The sequence below is a fragment of the Mesorhizobium sp. M0292 genome, assembly GCF_040321695.1.
GTDB lineage: Bacteria > Pseudomonadota > Alphaproteobacteria > Rhizobiales > Rhizobiaceae > Mesorhizobium.
This window is the reverse complement of record NZ_JAMYSB010000016.1, coordinates 74,259-95,953: the sequence shown is the minus strand read 5'-3', so window position 1 is coordinate 95,953 and position 21,695 is coordinate 74,259. Positions and strand designations below refer to the sequence as shown.

Annotated in this window: 15 protein-coding genes and 1 pseudogene; 4 read left to right on the top strand and 12 right to left on the bottom strand. The window is 57.3% G+C overall.

The window, feature by feature from the left end:
- Positions 1-793 precede the first annotated feature (793 nt).
- The 4 genes from ectB (at position 794) to NKI96_RS22770 (ending at position 4,754) form a co-directional block, all read left to right on the top strand.
- Positions 794-2,095 (top strand): diaminobutyrate--2-oxoglutarate transaminase, encoded by a 1,302-nt coding sequence (ectB, locus tag NKI96_RS22785; RefSeq protein WP_352806294.1) that lies wholly within the window; start codon positions 794-796, stop codon positions 2,093-2,095.
- Between the two features lie 4 nt (positions 2,096-2,099).
- Complete coding sequence (purD, locus tag NKI96_RS22780) at positions 2,100-3,482, top strand: phosphoribosylamine--glycine ligase (protein ID WP_352561328.1); 1,383 nt, start codon at positions 2,100-2,102, stop codon at positions 3,480-3,482.
- Between the two features lie 73 nt (positions 3,483-3,555).
- Positions 3,556-3,957 carry an ectoine synthase gene (locus tag NKI96_RS22775; protein ID WP_352561326.1) on the top strand — a complete coding sequence of 134 codons (402 nt, stop codon included), beginning with the start codon at positions 3,556-3,558 and terminating at the stop codon, positions 3,955-3,957.
- A gap of 467 nt (positions 3,958-4,424) precedes the next feature.
- Complete coding sequence (locus tag NKI96_RS22770; RefSeq protein WP_352806290.1) at positions 4,425-4,754, top strand: hypothetical protein; 330 nt, start codon at positions 4,425-4,427, stop codon at positions 4,752-4,754.
- 373 nt (positions 4,755-5,127) lie between these two features.
- Here NKI96_RS22770 and NKI96_RS22765 read toward each other — a convergent pair whose 3' ends face one another.
- The 12 genes and pseudogenes from NKI96_RS22765 to NKI96_RS22710 all read right to left on the bottom strand — a co-directional run bounded on the left by NKI96_RS22765 (position 5,128) and on the right by NKI96_RS22710 (position 21,316).
- On the bottom strand, positions 5,128-7,344 hold the full coding sequence (locus NKI96_RS22765) for a N,N-dimethylformamidase beta subunit family domain-containing protein (protein ID WP_352806287.1): 2,217 nt from the start codon (positions 7,342-7,344) through the stop codon (positions 5,128-5,130).
- The gene (locus NKI96_RS22760; RefSeq protein WP_352806284.1) at positions 7,341-7,736 is read right to left on the bottom strand and encodes a N,N-dimethylformamidase alpha subunit family protein; all 396 of its coding nucleotides are present in this window, start codon (positions 7,734-7,736) and stop codon (positions 7,341-7,343) included. The genes NKI96_RS22765 and NKI96_RS22760 overlap by 4 nt, the downstream gene beginning before the upstream one ends.
- Positions 7,737-7,798: 62 nt before the next feature.
- Positions 7,799-8,980, bottom strand: coding sequence for an ectoine hydrolase DoeA (gene doeA / locus NKI96_RS22755; RefSeq protein WP_352561320.1), 1,182 nt, complete (start codon positions 8,978-8,980; stop codon positions 7,799-7,801).
- A 169-nt stretch (positions 8,981-9,149) separates the two neighbouring features.
- Entirely contained in the window at positions 9,150-9,857 is a 708-nt protein-coding gene (locus tag NKI96_RS22750) for an aspartate/glutamate racemase family protein (RefSeq protein ID WP_352561318.1), read from the bottom strand.
- Between the two features lie 330 nt (positions 9,858-10,187).
- The gene (locus NKI96_RS22745; protein ID WP_352561316.1) at positions 10,188-11,858 is read right to left on the bottom strand and encodes an ABC transporter substrate-binding protein; all 1,671 of its coding nucleotides are present in this window, start codon (positions 11,856-11,858) and stop codon (positions 10,188-10,190) included.
- A 336-nt stretch (positions 11,859-12,194) separates the two neighbouring features.
- Positions 12,195-12,681: pseudogene (locus NKI96_RS22740) on the bottom strand (hypothetical protein); the annotation flags it as partial.
- Between the two features lie 537 nt (positions 12,682-13,218).
- Positions 13,219-15,537 carry a prolyl oligopeptidase family serine peptidase gene (locus NKI96_RS22735; protein ID WP_352806280.1) on the bottom strand — a complete coding sequence of 773 codons (2,319 nt, stop codon included), beginning with the start codon at positions 15,535-15,537 and terminating at the stop codon, positions 13,219-13,221.
- Positions 15,538-15,664: 127 nt separating this feature from the next.
- On the bottom strand, positions 15,665-16,729 hold the full coding sequence (locus NKI96_RS22730; RefSeq protein ID WP_352561312.1) for an ABC transporter ATP-binding protein: 1,065 nt from the start codon (positions 16,727-16,729) through the stop codon (positions 15,665-15,667).
- On the bottom strand, positions 16,722-17,729 hold the full coding sequence (locus NKI96_RS22725; RefSeq protein ID WP_352561310.1) for an ABC transporter ATP-binding protein: 1,008 nt from the start codon (positions 17,727-17,729) through the stop codon (positions 16,722-16,724). The genes NKI96_RS22730 and NKI96_RS22725 overlap by 8 nt, the downstream gene beginning before the upstream one ends.
- The gene (locus NKI96_RS22720) at positions 17,726-18,658 is read right to left on the bottom strand and encodes an ABC transporter permease (RefSeq protein ID WP_352561308.1); all 933 of its coding nucleotides are present in this window, start codon (positions 18,656-18,658) and stop codon (positions 17,726-17,728) included. The genes NKI96_RS22725 and NKI96_RS22720 overlap by 4 nt, the downstream gene beginning before the upstream one ends.
- Positions 18,658-19,656: an ABC transporter permease gene (locus NKI96_RS22715; protein ID WP_352561307.1), complete on the bottom strand. Its 999-nt coding sequence runs from the start codon at positions 19,654-19,656 to the stop codon at positions 18,658-18,660. The genes NKI96_RS22720 and NKI96_RS22715 overlap by 1 nt, the downstream gene beginning before the upstream one ends.
- Positions 19,649-21,316 (bottom strand): ABC transporter substrate-binding protein, encoded by a 1,668-nt coding sequence (locus tag NKI96_RS22710; RefSeq protein WP_352806274.1) that lies wholly within the window; start codon positions 21,314-21,316, stop codon positions 19,649-19,651. The genes NKI96_RS22715 and NKI96_RS22710 overlap by 8 nt, the downstream gene beginning before the upstream one ends.
- Positions 21,317-21,695: the final 379 nt, after the last annotated feature.

Genomic DNA, 21,695 nt, shown 5'->3' with positions numbered 1-21,695 from the left:
CCCGGCACATCGCTCCTGCAATAAATACACGCAGGAGAATCTGCAGGTTGTTGCATGACGTAGGGGGGAAGATGTAGCGCGCGTGGCCAAGCTGCGACGGAGCGCTTCAGGGTGGTATAGCGCCTTCATAATCGCGTTCGCGAATTTCGCGCCTCAGGCGAACGGCGGTGAGATCGGGGTAGGCGGCGACGCTTTCACGCGAGAGTCGACGAAGGGTGCAATCTGTTGTCGGAGCGGCGGGCCTCCTCCGTCGTTAGCGTCGATCGCAAGATGTCCGCTACCAGTTCCGTTGTTAACCCAGTCGCCATTCATGAGAGAACGCCGGGCAACCGACACCTACTGTCGTGTTTGTCGAATTCGCGACACATTGTTTTCGGCCTTGCAGTCTGCTGCACTCCGGGTCAAGCCACTGAACAAACCTCAGAAAGATATTTGTTAGGCTCCCTCGGCGCAATTGGCGTGACTTTTGAGATGCCCTCTTCGTGAAACGCGATGCGAAGGCGGCACCGGTGTTCGCCTGAGGGATTCGAATGGAAAGTGATAGCCAGAGCTTCTCGTTGCCACGCAACGTCAAGTTGGCGCGAGTGCTATTCCGAAGGCCAACGGAGATTCATGCCGCCAATGTATGGGAACTTACCGCAAGTGTCCGCAACTAGACCAGACTCGCTGTGTTGCGAGCTCCTGCTCTGCACTGATTTTGGCCGAGACCTGCGAGCGTGCCGGGGCGGTGGTTGGCCGGTTGTCGGCCGGCGTCGAGGGAGTCCGCCTACCCAACTTAAATAAGGAGGCAACGATGACTGACCAAAGTGCACCGGACCGCGAGGAGGAATTTGCGATCTTCAACCATCTTGAGTCCCAAGTGCGCAGCTACGCTCGCAGCTTTCCCGTCGTTTTCGCGCGGGCACGAGGGGCTCAGCTGTTTGCGCGCGATGGGACAGCTTATCTCGACTTTCTCATGGGCTGCTCGAGTTTAAACTATGGGCACAACCCCCCAGAGCTGAAGTCCGCGCTCGCAGACTATATTGCGAGTGACGGCATCACCCATGGCCTGGATCTGTATAACGAAGCCAAAGAGTCCTTTCTGCGAGAATTCCACGAGACGATCCTTAGCCCGCGACAACTAGACTACGTCGTACAGTTTCCTGGTCCGACCGGCGCCAATGCGGTCGAGGCTGCCCTCAAGCTAGCGCGCAAGATCACTGGTCGGCCCAACATCATAGCCTTCACCAACGGCTTTCATGGTGTGAGCCTTGGCGCTCTCTCCTGCACCGGCAGCCGATATCACCGCGCAGCCGCCGGCCAGCTGCTCGGCGGCGTAACGCGGTTACCCTATGACGGCTATCTTGGATCCGCTGTAGACACTGCCGATTACCTGGATCGTCTGCTTCACGATCCCTCCAGCGGCGTGGACGCCCCGGCGGCGGTGATTGTCGAGACTGTTCAGGGCGAAGGCGGCTTGAATGTCGCCGGCACGGAGTGGCTGCGCAACGTGGCAGCCATTGCGCGCAAACAAGGAGCTCTGCTGATCGTAGACGACATCCAGGCGGGTGTTGGCCGGACCGATGCATTCTTCAGTTTCGAAGCAGCGGGGCTCCGTCCGGACATCGTCACGATGGCCAAATCGATATCGGGCTATGGCCTGCCTATGGCCCTCGTTCTTATTGATCGAAAACTCGACAAGTGGGAACCGGGAGAGCACAACGGCACGTTCCGCGGTAATTGCCATGCGTTCGTAACCGCCAGAGCAGCCCTAGAGCACTTCTGGCGGACAGACAGCTTTGCTGCGTCCGTCGAGGAGAAAGGCATTCTGCTGAAAAGCCGCCTTAAGCAAATCGCGCAGAGATACGACCCAAGCCGCGTGTCAGCAAAGGGTCGTGGCATGATGCGGGGCATAGATCTGAAGTCCGGCGAAATTGCCGGTCAAGTCGTCAGGACCGCCTTCCAGAGGGGCCTCATAGTCGAGACCTCTGGTCCCAGAGACGAGGTCGTGAAGTGTCTGCCACCCCTCGTCATTGGAGAGCATCAGCTTAGCCAAGGCCTCGACATCCTCGAGGACGCTGTCGATAGCGTGTTCGGCAGCCCAACCAAGGAGTAAACGGATGGCAAGTCCCAGCCGCAACGTGCTGCTCATCGATTCGACAGGGAGAGGGCACGCAATTGCTGACCTCTTCCAGCGCAGCGACCCTTCTGTACGAGTTTTCTATGGGCCGGGAAACTCTTCGATTGCTGACGAGCGCATCTGCACTGTTCCAGAGGTTTCGTTAAGCAGTCCGGCATCCGCGGTTCAATTTTGCCAAGCCCGTGCGATAGATTTCGTCTTTGTCTCTCATATAGACGCGCTTTCCACCGGCTATGTCGATTTCTTGAAAGCAAGCGGGATCCCGACAATTGGCCCCGACCGTGCCGCAGCTCGACTGGAAGCCAGCAAGGCCTTCACGAAGTCGTTTCTTCAGCGGCACAAGGTGAAGACGGCGCGTTTCAAGGTCTTCGACCAGCCCGAACCCGCGAAGCGATACATTCGTATGCTCGGCTATGATGTTGTCGTCAAAGCGGACGGACTGTGCGAGGGCAATGGGGCCTATGTATGCAGCGACCAAGCCTCGGCTCTTCAAGCCGTCGATAACATTATGCTCGCACGGGCCCACAAGGATGCTGGAAACCGCATCGTCGTTGAGGAGCGCCTCTTCGGACTGGAGATATCCATATCCGCCCTCTTCGACGGAAAGGACTTCCTAATGTTTCCTGCGGCGCTTGACTACAAGCGCTCCGATGATGGCAACAAGGGCGTTAATTGCGACGGTATGGGATCGCTCTGCCCACATCCGCTTGCGGACAAGGCCCTTTACCGTCAGATACAGACCGAGGTTCTAGAGCCGCTGCGAGTCGCAATCCTGGGTGAAGGATTGAATTATACGGGCTTCATCTATATCGGGGCCATGCTTTGCCATGACGGCATCAAAGTTATCGAAATCAATGTGCGTTTCGGCGACTCAGAGGCCGAGGCCGTCATGCCCAAGGTGCAGACTAATTTCGTTCGGCTTTGCGAAAGCGTCCTTCAGCAGGACCTTGGTTCTATGTCCCTTGAGACGGATGATAAATACTACTGCAATGTAGTGGCCGGACAGGGGGCAACGATGCGATTGGACGAGGACGGCCGAGAGATCCGCTGTCCGGGCTGGCCCCATGGAGAGTTCGAGGTCGGCTTCCGTATTTCTGGAGTTGATGCCGTGGACCACCGTAACTGTCGTCTGTTCTTCGCCAACGCCCGCCGCGATGCCGAGAACAGACTTGTGACGGCCGGCGGTCGCGTGCTGCACGTTACGGGCATCGGTCGCAATTATGCGCAAGCCGTTCACCATGCCTATGCCAATATTGAGAAGATACGCTTCAATGGCATGTCCTACCGCTCCGACATTGGAGTGATGTATGGCCCCATTGATGCGATTGGGCAGCGACGCCAAGTTATTCTGTCCCTGCCCTAGATATTGAACTGCGCCGATAGTACTGCACTTGCGCATGTGAGCGCACCGATGATGAACCAATCGAGGATTAATCATGATCATTAGGACGCTAGAGGAGGCGGAGCAGTCGGAGCGACGCGTCGCCGCGGAGAACTGGGAGAGCATTCGACTTCTGCTAAGTCAGGACGGAGTCGGTTTCTCGTTTCATATCACGACGATGTATCCGAATACCGAGACCCGCATCTGGTACAAAAACCACTTCGAGGCCGTGTTCTGCATTGAGGGCGAGGGCGAGGTCGAAACGTTGGCGGACAGCAAGATTCATCCCATCCGACCGGGGACGATCTATATCCTAGACCAACACGATCGGCATATCCTTCGCGCAAAGACACAGATGCGCAACGCCTGCGTGTTTATCCCGGCTCTCCATGGCAAGGAAACTCACGACGCCGACGGTTCATATCCTCTGGAGCCAGGGGCGCGCCGGGCTAAATAAATGGACGCGAAAGAAATATCGGAATCGCTACCTATCGGAAATGCGGCGGGGGAGCGGTTGAACCATTGCTTCAGCATGGCTTCCCAACGCCGTTGCTCGATGCCCATGTTTTTACGCCGAAGTCGATATGGAGATGAGGCCAAGGCGCTGGCTCGGGTGACATCTCTGGACCACCAAACCATGGTCCCGGCGCTCGCTGCCGTCCCTAGTCGCCCGTGAAGAAGCCATTTCGGCACCGGCGTTGAAGGCGAGCCCCGTTTCAGAGGCTATTCCAGTTGAGCTGCGGAGGTCAGGCTGATGGTGCCTGGACCGGTGCTGCTGGAGCGATTGCAAGCAGCGCCAGGGAGAAGGCAAAAAGGCAAACAAAGCCTCAGCCAGTTGAGCAAGAGGCTGAAGATGATATGGGGCGCTCTGGCATCCTTCGGCGCTCCAAGACTCCAAGAACATCTAGCAGAAGGAGTGTCCCCATGTTGCAATCTTTTGACGCGAGCCGGTCCCTCACCGCTCTTGAGCAGGATAACACGATCATCGCCGTCATCGAAATGAGCAAAGCGAAGTGGCTGGTCGCCGCGCTTGTTCCGGGTCCCAAACGCCAGCCGCTCAAGAAGCTCGATGCCGATGCGCCAGCACTGTTGAAGCGGTCATCGCCCCATACAAGTTGTAACCGACGGCGGAGAGGGTTGTTGGCTTTGCCTTCGGTGAAGGCCAAGAAGTTGCGGCCGATGCGCCTGAGATGGCCGACGGCCGCACGGCGTCGCGGTGTCCGCTTGATGATCTTGTTGAGGCCGCGCCTGTAGCCGGCGACATGGCCTTAAACATCTTGTCCTTCGGCGCCTTGTGGCCGCGATATCGGCATTGGCGACGATCTTACCGAGATTGGCAGCCGATCGCGGGTCTTCATGGCGGGACTCATAGGGATTGCCGGCAGCGCCTTGGAAGCTTGGAAGTCCGCCGTCGACTGCTGCTCCGTTGCAAGATACTTCATTCGCTAAGCATCCACTTATCTAGCCTAAGGAGACATTACCTCAAGGGAAGCGTGTAAGCGTCAGCAGGCGAACACCCTACATCGGGCCGGCGCTAGCCGCATAAGGCCCAACCCCACGCCAAAAAAACAGGTCCCCAGCGCCACTAGCTCCTTCCACGCAAGGCTAGCCCTCGGTGGCTCATAATTCAGTCCGGCATCTGGAAAGGCGTACGATCTCGAAAGCGGCGTAGGACGTTCTCGGAGATGTACGCGACGTTGTTAGTATAGCCGGCATGCGGAAGGCTGGAGCCCCAAGCTATTGATCCCACAGAAAAAACAGCTCCGCCCGCAGGTGTCTCAAAGAATGCCATGTCGGCGCGAATCGGTTCCCTTTTCGTATTATTCCACATCGCGGTGAACAGGTCGGCGCTATGGGGCGTTCGCGAATATGACGTGCCGTGCCCTTCTGATGCGGCTACTACTAGGGTATGCCGTGGTGTGCCGAGTTCCTCGTCGACCACATCGATCTCCAGACCAGCGGCGCCGCCCATGATACCGAAATCGCCAATGATACTTTCGGTGACACCCTCGAAGATGAAGCGGGCACGGGGATCCTCACTCGTCGCTAGCCGGCGATAGTAGCTCGCGCAATCGAAAGCCTCCGAAACATAACCGACCCCGACAAGCGACTGCTCGGGTCTGCCTTGCGCTTGCCAGGTGCCGCAAAGTCGGCCAGTGAAGCTACTATGCGCTTCGCCTGCGCCATAGCGACCGTTGCCTGCGTAGCGTCGCCTAAATTCAATGAGGCCGTGTCGTCGCGGATGAAAATCGATCGCGGCGCAGAAGCCGTTGCCTCCAAGGTACATCAGCCGCCCACCCCTGGCGAGGAAGCCTTCAAGTGCCTGCAACATCGGTAGCGACCAGTATTCGGGATGACTGCCGGTTATCAGAACGTCGCAACCATCCAGCGCGGCGACGCCCTCACGGTCCAGATCTTCGTCGGTTAGTACTTGGCTTTCTGGAGCTACCCGCGCCAGCCAACCGAGTAGACAAAGATCTATCTGAAAATTCCAGAGTCGGCCTCCGGGCTGAAGGTTTAGAGCGGGTCGTCGAAGCGATCCGATACGCCTCTCGCTTCCGTCATCATGACGATCATAAAGCGATTTGCCGAGACCAGGAAGTTCGAAGGCCATCATTTCTAAAGGGGTGAAGCAGGAGAGGCAGCCGCTGAAGTATTCAATAGCCTGCCGCTGAATGCCGTAATTGACATAGGCTGCATATGTCGCGGTCGGGGCCAAAAACGCAACAGCGCTGGGGGCGTCAGCGGCACGCCGCACAAAAAAGGGAACATAGAACTCTGCTGAATCTCCGCGCAGTCGGGCTGCATAGCAGCCGCTCGGCCAATGCTTCGGCACTCTGAGGCGCAGGTCTTCTTGCCAGCCCGGATTCTCGATGTCATCATGGTGAAAGTGAATAGCGGCGTATTGGTCCGACACCCGGCGCCAGTCCAAGGTCGAGCCATCCCAAGTCGATCCCTGTACGGCGCGGGTAGGCTGATTGACACAAACCCCATGGTGCCCAAAGGCGGACTGATCTCGAACAACCTCTGACGCTGCCTCGCCAGCCAAATCCCAATCGGCCAGCAAGGGCCATTCCAAAGGTTCCGTCTGCTTGCGTGCTGCCAGATCGCAAAGCTGTTCGTGCGACAGGGCCGCAGCCAAAATCCGAGGTCGCTCAACCTTGCCGTTGAAGTGGTGACAAGGAATTCCGCCGTCATCCCGGTCGGCCGCTATTAGGATGCGACCATCGCCTTCAGCGGGCATATCCACGTCATCCACAGACAACCAACTCGCGCTGTCAGGGTCGTGTGCACCGGAAGCCAAAGGATAGGCGACAACCAGCAATTGGCGGCGGTCGGGATCATAACTGAAGGCGACGAAACTCCAGCGCCAGAGAGACAAGGGTTGATTCAAGCTGTAGCTTCGCGGCCCGTCGGGATCCCCGAGGATTGCCGTCAAGCAGCCGTCTGCTTCAAGTTGCAAGCACACTCCGCCGCGCCCCCCCGCAGTCAGCGTACTGATCACACAGCGCGATTGGCCGGCAATAAGGGTCGGCATCACATTGGCGCAAACCGTTACTGGCCCGAATTCTGCCAGGGGCTGCGACATTTCGATCTCAATGTAAGACCCGGCGTGGATGGGTTGCTCACGTCCGGGATAACGCCCAGTCTCTGGCGCCGCCATGACCGTAGGCTCGAATGGCGGCATCTCCGGCCCGGCGTCGCAGCCGAGCAGCCGGACAAAGTCGCAATCGAAACTACCGATTCCCACGCAACTCACAGAAAAGGCAATGTCCTCGCCCGGCTTTACACTATCGCGGTTGGCGTAGGCCAGAATTACACGGCGATTGTCAAGCATGGTCATCGGCCATCCACCAGTGAGAGAGTATCGACAAGATACCGCCAGCGCTCTTTGAAAACCCAGCGCTCAACATCCTCTCGGGATTGAAAAAGCTCCGCCGCCGTTTCGGCAACCTCCAAGCCATCCAGCGACCAACGCGCGGCGCGCCACTCGCTATAGGGTTTGGTCATGATGGTAAACCATTTGCCGGCCGTTGGCTGAGAACGCATGACATCCAGGATAAAGCGCAGCTCAGCGCTGTGGCGACCAAATGGCATTGCAAGGAATTCGCGCACTAAGTCAGAACGACCGGCAAACTCCTCCAAGGCAGAACGGGCGGTCGCAGTACCGGAACTCTCAGGCGAGCATTGTCCTGGAGACTTCTCGAAACGATTGCCACGATAGCGTTTCCCCATTGCAACTGCCTCCGAAATTCATTGACATTCGTTTCCTGCTATTGAGCTTTGCATCGACTCTATTAGTCCTTAACGAAAAGCTTCCTTGGAACATTGGCCAAACATTCAAACCCGGATGGCGTGATTAAAATTGTTTCTGTAATTTCAATGCCCCAGTCATCGAACCAAAGAGCGGTCATGAAGTGAAAGGTCATATTTTCCTGCAAGACGCTCTTGTCACCTTTCCGCAAACTCATCGTTCGTTCACCCCAGTCTGGGGGATAGGACAATCCCACTGGATACCCACAACGGTTACTCTTCTTCAGGCCGTACTTTTCAAGGACTTTGAAGAACGCCGCTGCCACCTCTTCGCAGGTGGCGCCGGGTTTTACGATCGCAAATGCAGCATCCATCCCCTCAAGGGTTGCTTTTTCGGCGTCAAACCACTTTTGAGGCGGTTTTCCTAAAAAGACAGTACGAGCAACGGGAGCGTGATACCGCTTGTATACTCCAGCGATTTCAAAAAATGTTCCTTCGTTGTCACGAAGGGGTTGGTCATCCCAAGTCAGGTGGCAAGCAGACGCATCGGCCCCCGATGGAAGCATTGGAACTTCCGCCGAATAGTCACCGCCGAAAACTGGCGTACCTCGAATTGAAGCGTCATAAATCTCAGCGACAAGATCACACTTTCGCATGCCAGGTTCCATCTTGTCGAGAATGCGCTGATGCATGAGCTCGACGATTCGAGCACCGCGTCTAATGTACTCGATTTCTTGAGAGCTCTTGACTGCGCGCTCCCAGTTTACCAAACCTGTGATATCAACAAATTTGCAATTCGGATTCCTGGAAACTAATGTCTGGTACGCAGCAGCTGAAAACCAGTAATTATCAAGCTCAACGCCGATCACACCCTTGTTAAGATTTCGATCGGCAATAACTCTGGAGAGCTCTTCCATTGGATGGCGTTCGGTCGATTGGACAAAATGATCCGCATAGGTAATGACATTTTCCGAAGGGAGATATACGGTTCGGTTAGCGCCATTTTCGTCGATGATCCGACCCCACCAGATAGGGTAACCACTGGAAGGCACAATGACCGCTTGATGGACATAGAACGACCATCCGTCGTAACCTGTGAGCCAATTCATGTTGGACGGGTCGCTCACGATCAGCGTGTCGATACCCCTTTTGTTCATCTGAGAACGAACCTTACCCAAGCGCTGTTGGTATTCTTCAAAGCCAAAATTTAGTTTCGTCGCGGCCATAGGGCAAACTCCAGTTACGTGCAGACTGATTTACAAACGCTTGTCCGGTTCACCTCGATGTGGAAGTGGCGGTTTTGGGGCGTAGTACAGGGTGCGGGTCGCATCATCTCGCCCTCCGTCAACACGAAGCCGTTGATATGAATAGGTGGCCTTGGATTAGCGACGAGGTTCAGGCGCTCAACCCCTCAATTAACAATCGGGTCATTGAAACAGCGTCGAATATAGGACGCTTCGCCTGCACTCTGTATCTTGGAACGAATGAGCAAAGGGCACAGCACTCGACCAAAATAATCGCGACGCGTGGATCGTCGCATAGCCGTTGCAAAGCGAGTGATGAGTCCCTGAAAAGCTTTTCAGGATCGTACACACCAAAGCCAGTAATTTCTTCCCAAGAAGGTGTCCCTTCAAGGCCACTCAACGAAATACAGCTATCCGCCATAGATGGCCACGCGAGGGTCAAATGCCGACGCGTCAGCTTTGACGAGTCGAAAGTCAGGATTCCAACCTTTTCTGATTCGCGTAGTAATTGAACTATGAATGGCAGCAATAACAGACTTGATGTAGCCACCGGCACCGACACGCTCTGTCGCACAGCGCTATCGTAAGCAATGACGTACCCACAATTGCTGACAATGAGCTTCGCCCCCTTGGCTTCCAGAGACTTTGCTGTTTCAACGAAAGGCTGTGCAAGCCGGGGGTCCGCGGACAATGTCGCGTCAACTGTCGCCCCGGGTACGTTTTGAGAAAGGATTGCCCGCTCGTAATTATCTGGGTGGTCGAAATCGCGAAGGGCAAGTACCTCTGAAGCAGGCTCATCCAAACATAGGATTCCTAGAGTGGGCGTCTCCGCGTCAATAGCCGTGATACTCTTGGCCATTGTTAACCTCCTCGATAGCGCTATCGGCCCCATAGCGGAAACTCGCTACAGTTAATGGGGTGGCTACGGCTATGCTCGTCGGACATCAATCGCGGGAATCTAGCCTATCGCAGTTGTGCTGGTAGGCACGAAGCCGGCATAGCCAGTACGCTCAAAGGCAAGAGTTGCCGGCAACCGCACCAGCTGAAGGTCGCTGACCGTCCTGCTCCCTGACTTAAAGCGGTAGCCTAAGTCACGGTGCAGGTTGCCGAATATGTTTCAATACGTGTCTGGGAACAGTAGCGGTCGACCCCAACGTTCGGGCCGGTCTCCTGACCATTGGAGCCCATTTTAAGACGACCTCAAGCGGTCGAGCGGAAAGTAGGCACTTGTCGACAACATATCCTCCGTTCCCCAACCCTGGAAGCAATCCTTGCGACGTGCCTCGAGCACGAAAGGATAAGCCAGAATGATGTAAGGTGCTTCAGCATAAAAGAGGCGCGCGGCCTCATCCACTAGCTGCTGTCGCTTTTTCAGGTCGAGAGTAGCGTCGACCTTCGACAGGAGTGCGTCAAACGTCGTGTTTGTCCAGTACGATCTATTTCCGGTGCCGACGAGACTGCCGTTGCCCAGTGCGAATAAATTGTGAGGCGATGAAAACCACCAGCTCCCGGTAACAAGTAGATCCCAGCCCCCGCCGCCATCTGCCGGCGCCGCCGTGCGGGCAGTAAGCGCGCCAGACTCGAGCTGGGTCACCGAAACGGGAACGCCAATTTGTCCTAACCAACCTGCTATAAGTTGCACGACCGCGAGCGGCATCTCCAGGTTACCCGAAAGTGTTCCCGTGATCAAATCGAGCTGTAAACTCTTTCCGTCCCTGTCCTCCCTAATGCCATCGCCGTTCGTGTCCCGATAGCCGGCGGCATCCAGTCGACGACCCGCCTCGGCGAGATCGAAGCGACGCCTGAGGTCGCTTAGGTCTGAATAGTAATCTTTCTCCACTGGCATTGTCATTCCCACCCCAGGGTCGGCATGCCCACGGTAGGCGCGATCAACAAGCATCTTCTGATCGATAGCATAGCCTATTGCATCGCGAAAAGCCTGATCCTGTAGGGCCCTAGTGCTGCCTTCACCCTTGCCGGACGCGGTGTTAAAAGCCAAGAAGTCCCGCTGCTCGACGCGCGATTGCCCAACCATAATATCGTTATCTGTTGAAAGATCGGCCCACTGAGCAGGCGTCAGGCTCAGGCCATAATCGAGGTCCCCGCTCTTAAGTCCCTGGGCAATCGGATCAGCCGTATTGAAGAAATGGAAGATCGCGCCGGCCGTTGACGGCTTACCTGTCCTAAAATAGGGGTTAGGCGTCAGGCGGGCAAACTGACCCTGCTGAAACTCCGAAACGATCATTGGCCCTGTGCCTACCAACGGCGCGTCGTTGCGGAAGGTGCCGCGCGCATCGGCGTAACTGATGTTATTCCAAATATGCTCCGGAACAATGGAAACAGTGTTATCCAGTGGCCAACGGGTGGGCGTCTTGGTCACGATTTGCAGAGTTTCATCGTCGACAGCCGTTATGGATGCGATGTTGTTCAAGCCGTCAGTATTGTTCCAACCGACGTTGAGCTCGTCGGGCTTGCCTATGGAGCCTTGCAGATAGTTGTACGTGAACGCGGCATCTCTGGCGGTGGCGGGTTGGCCATCAGACCACTTCATCCCGGGCCAGATCTTGAAGGTCCACGTGACGCTGTCGTCGGCAACGGCCCATTCCTTGGCAAAGCCTTTTCGGTCAGGGTGGCGCTGGGCGTCCACTCCAACCAGAAAGTCATAGGTAAAAATAGTTGGCCAGCTGGCTCCCCAAGTGGCAAAAGGGTTCATCGTGTCCGGAGCTATGATCGCGCCTAGGCGCACAATGTGATCGTCGCAGGATGAAGCGAAAGCCCTAGAGTTTATCACCAATGGTGCTGTCGACGCCAGCATCAGACACTTCATCAGGGCACGACGATTCACTAACCAATCATTCATTCTAACCTCCCATTCGAGCTGAGCTGAAGCAACCTCAAAGACAATGCGCTCGCTTGGGTGGTCGCCTCATAACCGAACGATCGTTTCCGCCAAGAGCGACTGCCGCACCATCTTGTCTGACTGAGAACGCGTCTTGCGAATTGCCGACGATCGGCAGTTCCGGATCATGCGACGAACGTGCGAAGAAATGAACAACTCTCAATGTTCGCCCCCATTGTTTTCATTTTGGATCTGGGTAAACGCAGTCGAGATCGGCGAAATTCAACCGGAACGTCAGCTTTATTTCAAAGCTGGTTGTGTTCAACTACCTTCGCTTTGTCGACTGATGTCACAGTTTCAAAAGAGGTCATCCGTGTCAATTAGCGAATTGCTATGATCCAATCGGTTCTGCTTGGCGGATTTTTGTAATGCAGCCGATAATCCCCGGCCAACGACGAGCATCTGATGCCCATGGTGTCGCCTACTCAACCCATTCGGTTTATCCGTCATCCGCGAGATGTTTGGTCCCGGCATTTGCTGGAGCGGATTGAGTTTGAAGCGCAAGCGGGGCTGTGGAGCGACGGTTCGTCCCAGATCCTGGTCGATCACCTCTACTTTGCGGAATCCCCAGCGCCGCGCACGCCGTTCCGGTTGTGAGGCCCACGCCTAGCAGATGAACTCGTAGGGTGTGAGACCCTTCAAGGTCTTGAGCCTGCGGGCGCTGTAGGCGGCGACGAAGTCGGACCGCCGAGCCACCGGCGCCCTGGGTGGTGAACTGGATGCCATTGTCGGTAAGCACGGTGTGGATCTTGTAGGGCACGGCCGCGATCAACCGCAGTAGAAAGTCTCCTGATACGGCTGTGGGGGCCTTCTCGTGAACAACGATTCCGGTGCCGGCGCTTCCGCCAACGGCCGACGAGCGGCCCGACGCCAGGCGAACAGCTGCTGCGGGGACAAAGCGTATCGCCGCGCCACGCGCTCACGGTCGCGCCGGCTTCGTAGCTTTCCGCCACGATCCGTGCCTTCTCCTCCGGCAGCCATTCGCGCTGACCGGAGCCCGTGAACACCTCGAACCGGCGCGCGGGCTCGTGATCGCTGGATTTAAGCGTAAGCTCTGAAATCGTCATGTGTCGAAGCCCTCAAAGGCTCCGAACATCGTCCCTCATGTCAACGCGCGAAAGGTGCCACCGGAACAGCGCTTACGCCCCATCAAAGCCCGGGATCAAACATCTAGGGCCTCTATTCTCGGGCAGAAATGCTCCCCGTCGGTCCTCTCTCACATCTGCCCTTCATCAGCATGGACCATACCCCGCCCGACATCCGCTCTTGCATAGGTCTTTCCGTGGGACCCCGGTCTACGAGGATTTGCGGACACAACCTGCTAATCACTCGAGTTGCAGAGCTGGTCTAGCGTCCAGGCTATACGAAATGCTGCTTCCTCAGCTACGCCCGCTCCATGTGAAGCGCCGCTGTGGCCGCCCACCATTCGCACGCGGAAGACAAGCTCGGGGTCGCGATCGGCGGCGTAGAACCGACGCTTTGCAACGTAGCGAGCCGGTTGGTAATAGAGCACTTGGCCATCATCGAGCGCGGCGTCGACATAAGTCGGTGGAAGTGGGCGATCGGCGCTGAGGTTGTAATACGGGTCATAGCTGCGCAAATATCGATACTCGTGGGCGATGCGAGGATCGCCGTACTCCGCCGTTTCCCGTAGGGCGTACGGCATGTTGAAGTCCAACTCGGTATCAAGGATGTCGGCGAGTGGAACCTCGGCGAGCACGGCGCGGAACAAGTCTGGACGCAAAGCTGCCGTAGCAAGCACAGTCCCGCCGCCGCCGCTAGAGCCCTCAATGACGATGCCGTCGCAGGTAGCGAAACCCTGCTCAACGAGCCGCTCGGCGGCGGCAATCAGATCTGTGTGGGTGATATATTTTCGATCACGAATAGCGGCCTGGTGCCAAGGACGTCCGAGCTCGGCGCCCCCTCGTACGTGCACGATCCCAAAAGCAACTCCACGATCAAGGAGGCTCAAACGCTTGGTCAGCGATGATGGCCAAGTGAAAAACGAAGGCCATCTCGATTTTCCGTAACAGCCGTACGCATTCAACAACACCGGCCCAGGGCTCCTTCGATCGCGGCGCGAGATCAGGGAGATCGGGACCTCTACCCCGTCCTCCGCTTCAGCCATGACGACCGTCGCCACATATTGAGCCGCGTCAAACCCCGGAACGCGGGTCTGCGACAGGCCTGCCGAGAGGTCAGCGGCGAGATCGTGCTCGACGAAGGTGTCAGGCGTCACGAATGAGCTCACCGAGTACACCAACTTCGAGCTTCGGAAACTATGTCGTGTGACTGAATGGCTACCCCCTGCCGACAAGCCGACCGTAATAGTGCAACTCGGCTCGTCGGGAACGATCGTGGTCCCAATCTGCCCGTCGCCGTTACGCGAGACCAGGCGAGGACTAAGTCCCTCTCGCTCCAAGATAACTAGGTGCTGCTCAAGCACATGGATCTCCTCGAGCGTTACGCCCGTTCGATGTGGAACAACCTCCTCCCAGGACGAAGGTGACGGGTCATCCAGCGGCGTATGCACAAGCCGCCAGTACGGTCCAGCGTCGTCCACCCGAAACAGGAACCTATCACCCCAATGCTCAGCGTAGATCTCGTGCCCGAGTTCACGCTTCACGATCCGGCGCCACTTGCCCCCCGGCTCGTCCGCAGGAAGGCACCACACCTCCGCTGCGCCTTGCTGAACGCTGTAGGAATAAGTCGTAATTACGTCGAGGAACAACCAGGCGCCGCTATTAGACCGCCGAACAAGCACCGCCAGTCGTTCGTTGACCTCCTGGAATACCACATCCGAGATTTTAGTTTCAACGTCCAACCGGACAATCTGATCGTTATGCCGCCGGTCAGTTCGCTCGCGGGTAAAAAAAAGCGTGTGATTGTCGGCGGCCCACACAACTCTCTCAGCGCAGCCCGGGTCGACCCAGACGTCGCAACCGTCAGCCATATCGCGCACTCTCAACTCGTAGCGCTCATCACCGAGGAGATCGAAGCTGAACGCTACGTAACGCCCATCGTCACTCGGTTCGAAGACACCGAGTGCATAGAATACTTCGGTCCCTTCAATTACGTTAGGGTCTAGAACAAGCTCGGCCGAGCCGCCGGTCACGGGCCGGCGCCACCACGCCGGATGAGGCAGTTCCAGCTCGTGCCTTCGGAAGTACTCGAAGGGCCCAACTTGAAACGCTGGTGTGGCGCCCTCACTAGGCTGACGCCGTTCGATCTCGGCGATGATCTCCGCCTTGAGCGCTGACAGGTGAGCTGTCGCTCGCTCTGCGTAGTTGTTTTCGGCTTCCAGATACGCGCGAACATCCGGGTTTCCCCGCGCGCCAAGCCAACTAAACCCATCTGTTGTGACTTCATCGTGAAGAACCCGAATCCGTGGCTCGCCGCGGGGTAGCGGTGGCAGGAGCTTTCCTCGGGCATCATCGGACAGTGGGGACACAGGATCCGTCGTCGGCACCTTTTTATTCATCATTTCTTCTCTTGATCTATGCAGATCTGGTGAAACCGTAGAAGAGTCTATGCGAATGCATTGGCAACTGATCTCTCCGCCGCACGAGCAATCGCCCGATAACGTTGTATCGACGAAGAACTTGATCCAGTCAGCATTGAAACTTTGACGCTCGTGCAACCAATCTCCGCTGATTGAACCAAGCAGGCTTATCGGAAGGGGTGACAGCGTAGGCGCCGAGAGCGCGACACGTTAAAATTTAGCTGCTATAGCCGGTGCTCGCTCGGACTCCCTAAATGCAAGTACCCTATGACATTGTTCGATCGGGTTCGGCTGAGCGTAGCGTCAAGTCTGGCTTCACTTCGTTGTCAGACTTCGCGAGCCAGCACGCAGCCAAGTGCTGCGGTCCTATTTCGATGGCCGGCGGCTCTTCAACTTTGCAGCGATCGAACGCCAGTGGGCAACGCGGATGGAAGCGACACGCCTTCGGCACGCGCGCGGCGCTTGGAACCTCCCCCTGGAGGGCCGCCAGCTCGGCGCGACCTGCATTGCTGCCAATCTGCGGCGTTGCGTTTCTCAAGGCGACAGTATAGGGATGGCGTGGGTTGAATGTGATCTCGTCCGCGCTGCCGATTTCGACCACTTTTCCGAGATACAACACGGCAATCCTGTCGGCGATCAGCCACGCGAGCGGCAGGTCATGCGTGATGAACAGCAGAGCGACATTGTGCTGGTTGCGCAGGTCGACCAGAACCTTAAGAATCTGTGCGCGTATCGAGACATCTAGCATCGACACAGGTTCGTCAGCAACAATAAGCTCGGGCTTGACGGCAAGCGCTCCGGCAATCACAACCCGCTGGCGCTGCCCGCCGGACAGCTCATGTGGGAAGCGGGAAAAGAAATCGCTGGGAGGATTTAGCCCGGCGGATGCAAGCGCTTCGCTGACCCGCTCTGTTAGTTGAGCATTGTTCTCAACCAACTTGAGTGAGCGCAACGGTTCCGCCACGATATCGAAGACTGTGTGCCGCGGATTGAGCGCTTGGTAGGCGTCCTGAAAGATCATTTGGACGCGATTCCGGTAAGGACGTAGGGCCGAGGTGCCTCGCTCCAACGTCATATCGCGGCCTTCGAACAGCAACCTGCCGCCTGTCGGTTGGGCAAGCTTTGTGATAACGCGGCCCACGGTCGTCTTGCCGCTGCCCGATTCCCCAACTAGGGCGACGATCTCACCCCGTCCGATGTTGAGGTCGATTCCGTCCACCGCGCGCACAGCACCGGCAGGTCTTCCCATGACACGGCCGAACAGCCCGCCCTGAACAGGAAAATGGACCTGCAGGCTCTCGAGACGCAGGATATCGGCGGTGTCAGGCATGAGCTGCAACCTTGTCTTCTTGCAAGAACCGGTGACGGTGACAGGCAACGCGTCCCCGCCCGACCATGTCGAGGCCGGGAACTTCGGTCGCGCAAACCCGCATGGCCGACGGGCAACGTGGATGGAAAGCGCAGCCTGATGGCCGATTCATCAAGTTGGGGGGATCACCGGGGATGGGCCGAATGATCCGTTTCCCACTCGCCGGGTTCGGGATCGATTCGATCAGCAGGCGGGTGTAGGGATGTTTGGGCTGGGCGAAGACCTCAGCGACCGAACCATCCTCGACGATCCGGCCGGCGTACATGATCATCACGCGATCACAACACTCAGCCACCACAGAAAGGTCGTGGGTGATCAAAATGAGGGCAAGGCCAAGCCTCGATCGTAATTCACCCAGCAGCTTCAGGATTTGGGCCTGTGTGATAACGTCCAGCGCCGTGGTCGGCTCATCGCCAATCACGATCGAGGGGCGACATGCAAGCGCCATGGCAATCATCACCCTTTGACGCATACCGCCCGACAACTCGTGCGGATAGGCAGTGCCGCGATCCGCCGGAATACCGACCAGTTCGAGCAGCTCCCTTGCCCGCGCAGTCGCCTCCCCACGCGACATGCCGAGCTTCAGCACGCACGGCTCCGCGATTTGCTTGATGATGCGGTGGACCGGATTGAGCGCATTCATCGCGCCCTGGAAGACAACGGACGTTTCGCTCCAGCGATGCGGCCGCATCGCCGCATCGTCATCGATCGGCAGTCGCTCTCCGCGATAGCGTACCTCGCCCTCGTTGACTCTTGCGTTGGGTGACAACAGACCCGCGATCGCCATGGCGGTCGTAGTCTTCCCGCTGCCAGATTCTCCGACGAGACCGACGGCCTCTCCAGCACGGAGCGCGAAGCTTACGTGGTCGATGGCTCGCGACGAAATGCCCTTTAGCCCATAGTCAACAGAGAGACCTTTGACGTCCAAAAGCGGTGGCTTTTCATGGGAGGAGTCTGTCATGGAATAACCCTTCGCCGTGGATTGAACGTGTCATCGAGGGCATTGCCGATCAAGACGAAGCTCAGGGAAACCGTGAGGACGCACACTCCGGGAGCACCGAGATACCACCAAGCTCCGGCACTGGCCGCGCCGGCGCGCTGAGCCTGTGAAAGCAAAGTGCCCCATGAGGGCTGCAACGGATCGCCAAGCCCGAGGAACGAGAGCGATGTCTCGACATAGATTGCGCCAGCGACGACCAGAGCACCATTGGCTGCGATCTGCGGCACCAGGTTGGGAAGGATGTGCCGCACCATGATGCTAAGATTGCTGCTACCGGCGACACGCGCACGATCGATAAATGTTCGCTCCTTGAGCGATAGTGTCTGGCTGCGTACGACACGGGCGACGAAGGACCAGCTTGTCATGCCGATAACGACAATGATCACAAAAAGCGAAGGACGGAAGCCGAGGATATCTCCGCCACGCCCCATCACCTCGAGAACCACGGGTGTGATGACCAGGGCCAGCACGAAGGACGGCATGACAAAAAAGAAGTCTGTCAAGCGCATCAGCCAGACGTCAACCCAGCCACCAAAGTAGCCCGAGGTTATGCCGACCGTAGTGCCGACGACCAGGCTGATCACGGTCGCCAGCAGCGCGATCGTGAGCGAAATCCGGGCACCATGGACGGCCAGATTGAGCACGTCCCGCCCGACTTCGTCCGTGCCGAGCAGATGCTCGGCTGATGGGGACACGAGGAAATCGCCAGTCGCATTGATCGCAGTCTGAAGCGGCCCCACCAGAATATTTGGGATCGCCGCGACAACAACAAAGAATACCAGGCATACGAGGCCCACCTGAGCGCCGCCATAGCCAAGAAATTGACGCAGAAAGCTTTTTATCGCGCGCGCCCGACCTCGTGGAGAATATTGAACAATACTTTCGCTCATTACCGAACTCTTGGATCTAGGAGGCCGTAGGCAAGATCGGCTACGAGGTTTGCGACAACGATCGACGTACCAAGCAACAGGAATATGCCTTGAAGGACTGGATAGTCCCGTGCGTTCAGCGCTTCCACAGTCAGCGCGCCGATGCCCGGCCAGGCGAAAACGGCTTCGACGGTGATGGCACCGGCGACCACGTAGCCAAGATTGAGCGTAATCAGGGTCACGACCGGCAGCATGGCATTCCGAAATGCATGTCGCATCAGCATCTGACGATTGGTCAGGCCTTTGGCTCGTGCGGTTACCATGTAATCCTCGGTGACAACGTCACTCATCGCGGCACGTGCAACCACGACATATTGGCCGATCAGCCCAAGCGCCACCGCAGTGACCGGAAGCGTGAGATGCCGCAAGGAATCGAGCAACGAACCAAGGGAGCTCGTGACTGCGCCGGGCGAGTATGCACCGTAGCCCGGCAACCAACCCAACGACGTGCTGAAGATCACCACCAGGAGCATGCCGAGCCAGAAAGAGGGCGTAGAATAGAGCGACAGAGAGGCTCCCGTGACGATATGGTCGACGGCTCCTCCCCTGCGCCAACCCGCATATAGGCCAAGCATCACACCGCATAGAATGGCGATGAATTGGGCAATACCGACAAGGGCAATGGTCGCCGGCAAGCGCTCCAAGATCAGGTCGGCGACATGCCTGCCCCTGAACTTGAAGCTGTAGCCGAAATCGCCACGGAGAGTTGCCGCCAAATAATCAACTGCTTGATCTGGGAACAGCGGCCGGTCCAGACCCCAGTTCTGGCGCTGCGCTTCCATCTGCTCGGCTGTCACGCTGATACGCGCCCCGCCAAGAAGAAGAGCGGCAGGATCGCCAGGAATAACCCGGAACAAAATGAAATTCAGCGTCGCCACCGTCACAAGCGTGACGATGGCCCTGAGGAGGATGCGACCGATGCGTTGGGTCGTCCGGTCTCCTATTCCGGCGTTAGGCATTGTGTGGCCTCAACCGGTCGAGCGGAAAGTAGCCCCATTGCGAGATAGCGTCCTCCGACCCCCAGCCCTCGAAACAATCGTTTCGATGAGCCTCGAGAACATAGGGGTAACACAGCATGATGTATGGCGCGTCGGTATAAACCAGGCGCGCCGCCCGGTCGACCAGCTCCTGGCTCTTCTTGAGCTCTATGGTGACGGCAATCTGAGACAGCAGCTCCTCGAACTGATCGTCCTGCCAGTATGATCTGTTGACGTAATCGCCACTCTTGCCCAAGCTAAGCAGACCGTCTGGTGATGGAGACGGCCAGTTGCCCGCGAGAAGTAGATCCCAATCCCCACCGCCGTCTACCGGCGCCTTCGTGCGGGCCGCAAGTGCACCGGAGTCTAACTGGGTCACGGATACGGGAATGCCAACTTGCCCCAGCCAGCCTGCGATCAACTGCATCACCGCCGTCGGAATCTCGTCCGTACCCGACAACGTTCCTGTGATCATCTCGAGCTGGAAGGGGTTTCCCTCCCTATCCTCCCGAATGCCGTCGCCGTTGCGATCCTGGTAGCCAGCGGCGTCAAGCCGACGACCCGCCTCCGCGAGATCGAAATGGCGCCTTATGTCGGACAAGTCGGAGTAGTAGTCTGCAGCCGCGGGCATCACAAGGCCCACGCCTAGGTCGGCGTGCCCGCGATAGGCGCGATCGACAATGGCCTTCTGATCGATGGCGTAGCCAATCGCGTCGCGAAATGCACGGTCCTGAAGGGCCTTTGTGTTGCCCTTTCCCTGTCCCGACGTAGTATTAAAGGCTAGGTAGGCCCGCGACTCGGTGCCGTGTTGACCGACCACAATGTTGGAATCCTTCGAAAAGGCGTCCCACTGGGCGGCCGTCACATTGCCATAGTCAATATCACCACTCTTTAACGCCTGGGCCATTGGGTCATAGGAACTAAAGAAAACGAGGACCATACCGGCGGTCGAGGGCTGGCCGGTGCGGAAATACGGGTTAGCCGTGAATCGGGCGAATTGACCTTGCTGGAACTCCGAAAGGATCATAGGCCCCGTTCCCACGAGCGGCGGGTCGTTGCGGAAAGTGCTGCGGGCTTCCGCATAGCTTACATTTTTCCAGATGTGCTCGGGAACGATCATAGTGGTGTTGTCAAGTGCCCAACGGGTGGGCGCTTTGGTCACGATCCGCAAAGTCTCGTCATCGAGTGCCGTGATGGACTCGATGTTTGCCAAGCCCTCGGTGTTGTTCCAGCCGGCGTTCAGCTCGTCGGGTTTCCCAATGGAGCCTTGCAGATAGTTGTAGGTGAACGCGGCATCTCTGGCAGTGGCGGGCTCGCCGTCTGACCACTGCATCCCGGGCCAAATCTTGAAGGTCCAGGTGAGGTTGTCGTCGGCAGCGGACCACGACTTGGCGAACCCCTTCCGGTCGGGGTAGCGTTGGGCGTCAACGCCGACCAGGAAATCATAAGTGCTAACAAGGGCCGAGAACGAGCCCCAGCTGGCAAAAGGGTTCATCGTGTCCGGGGCGAAGATTCCGCCGAAGCGCACGATATGATCTTCGCAGGACGAAGCGAAAGCCCTAGTGTTTATCACCAACGGTGCTGTCGATGCCAGCATCAGCCCCTTCATCAGGGCACGACGATTCACTAACCAATCATGCATTCTAACCTCCCATTCGAGCTGAGCTAAAGCAATTTCAACGATGCTGCGTTCGCTTGCGTGGTGACCTCAACGTCTTTATGTGAAGGCGCAGTTGAGAATTGCCGAAATGCGATCGGCAGTTCCGAGTCATGCGTACGAACGTGCGCCCGTAGAAATAGAATTGCAGAAGACTCTCATGTTCGTTCCCCATTGTTTCATTTTAGAGGTCGCTATACGCCGCATCGAAATCGGCGAACCTAAACCTCTAGCGGCACGTCACCATGTTGTGCGCACACCATCTTCTCTTTGCCGACTGACTTCATCTTTCCAGCAAGGGTCATGCACGTCAATTATCAAATTGGCATGATCCAATTGATTGGGAGCGGAAAACGGCGGAGAT

Bases quoted from the DNA above. Each gene is read 5' to 3' on its own strand.
- NKI96_RS22750 (WP_352561318.1), bottom strand. From the start codon at position 9,857: ATGGCCAAGAGTATCACGGCTATTGACGCGGAGACGCCCACTCTAGGA.
- NKI96_RS22760 (WP_352806284.1), bottom strand. From the start codon at position 7,736: ATGGGGAAACGCTATCGTGGCAATCGTTTCGAGAAGTCTCCAGGACAA.
- NKI96_RS22720 (WP_352561308.1), bottom strand. From the start codon at position 18,658: ATGAGCGAAAGTATTGTTCAATATTCTCCACGAGGTCGGGCGCGCGCG.
- ectB (WP_352806294.1), top strand. From the start codon at position 794: ATGACTGACCAAAGTGCACCGGACCGCGAGGAGGAATTTGCGATCTTC.
- NKI96_RS22745 (WP_352561316.1), bottom strand. From the start codon at position 11,858: ATGAATGATTGGTTAGTGAATCGTCGTGCCCTGATGAAGTGTCTGATG.
- NKI96_RS22725 (WP_352561310.1), bottom strand. From the start codon at position 17,729: ATGACAGACTCCTCCCATGAAAAGCCACCGCTTTTGGACGTCAAAGGT.
- NKI96_RS22770 (WP_352806290.1), top strand. From the start codon at position 4,425: ATGTTGCAATCTTTTGACGCGAGCCGGTCCCTCACCGCTCTTGAGCAG.
- purD (WP_352561328.1), top strand. From the start codon at position 2,100: ATGGCAAGTCCCAGCCGCAACGTGCTGCTCATCGATTCGACAGGGAGA.
- NKI96_RS22715 (WP_352561307.1), bottom strand. From the start codon at position 19,656: ATGCCTAACGCCGGAATAGGAGACCGGACGACCCAACGCATCGGTCGC.
- NKI96_RS22775 (WP_352561326.1), top strand. From the start codon at position 3,556: ATGATCATTAGGACGCTAGAGGAGGCGGAGCAGTCGGAGCGACGCGTC.
- NKI96_RS22765 (WP_352806287.1), bottom strand. From the start codon at position 7,344: ATGACCATGCTTGACAATCGCCGTGTAATTCTGGCCTACGCCAACCGC.
- NKI96_RS22730 (WP_352561312.1), bottom strand. From the start codon at position 16,729: ATGCCTGACACCGCCGATATCCTGCGTCTCGAGAGCCTGCAGGTCCAT.
- doeA (WP_352561320.1), bottom strand. From the start codon at position 8,980: ATGGCCGCGACGAAACTAAATTTTGGCTTTGAAGAATACCAACAGCGC.
- NKI96_RS22710 (WP_352806274.1), bottom strand. From the start codon at position 21,316: ATGCATGATTGGTTAGTGAATCGTCGTGCCCTGATGAAGGGGCTGATG.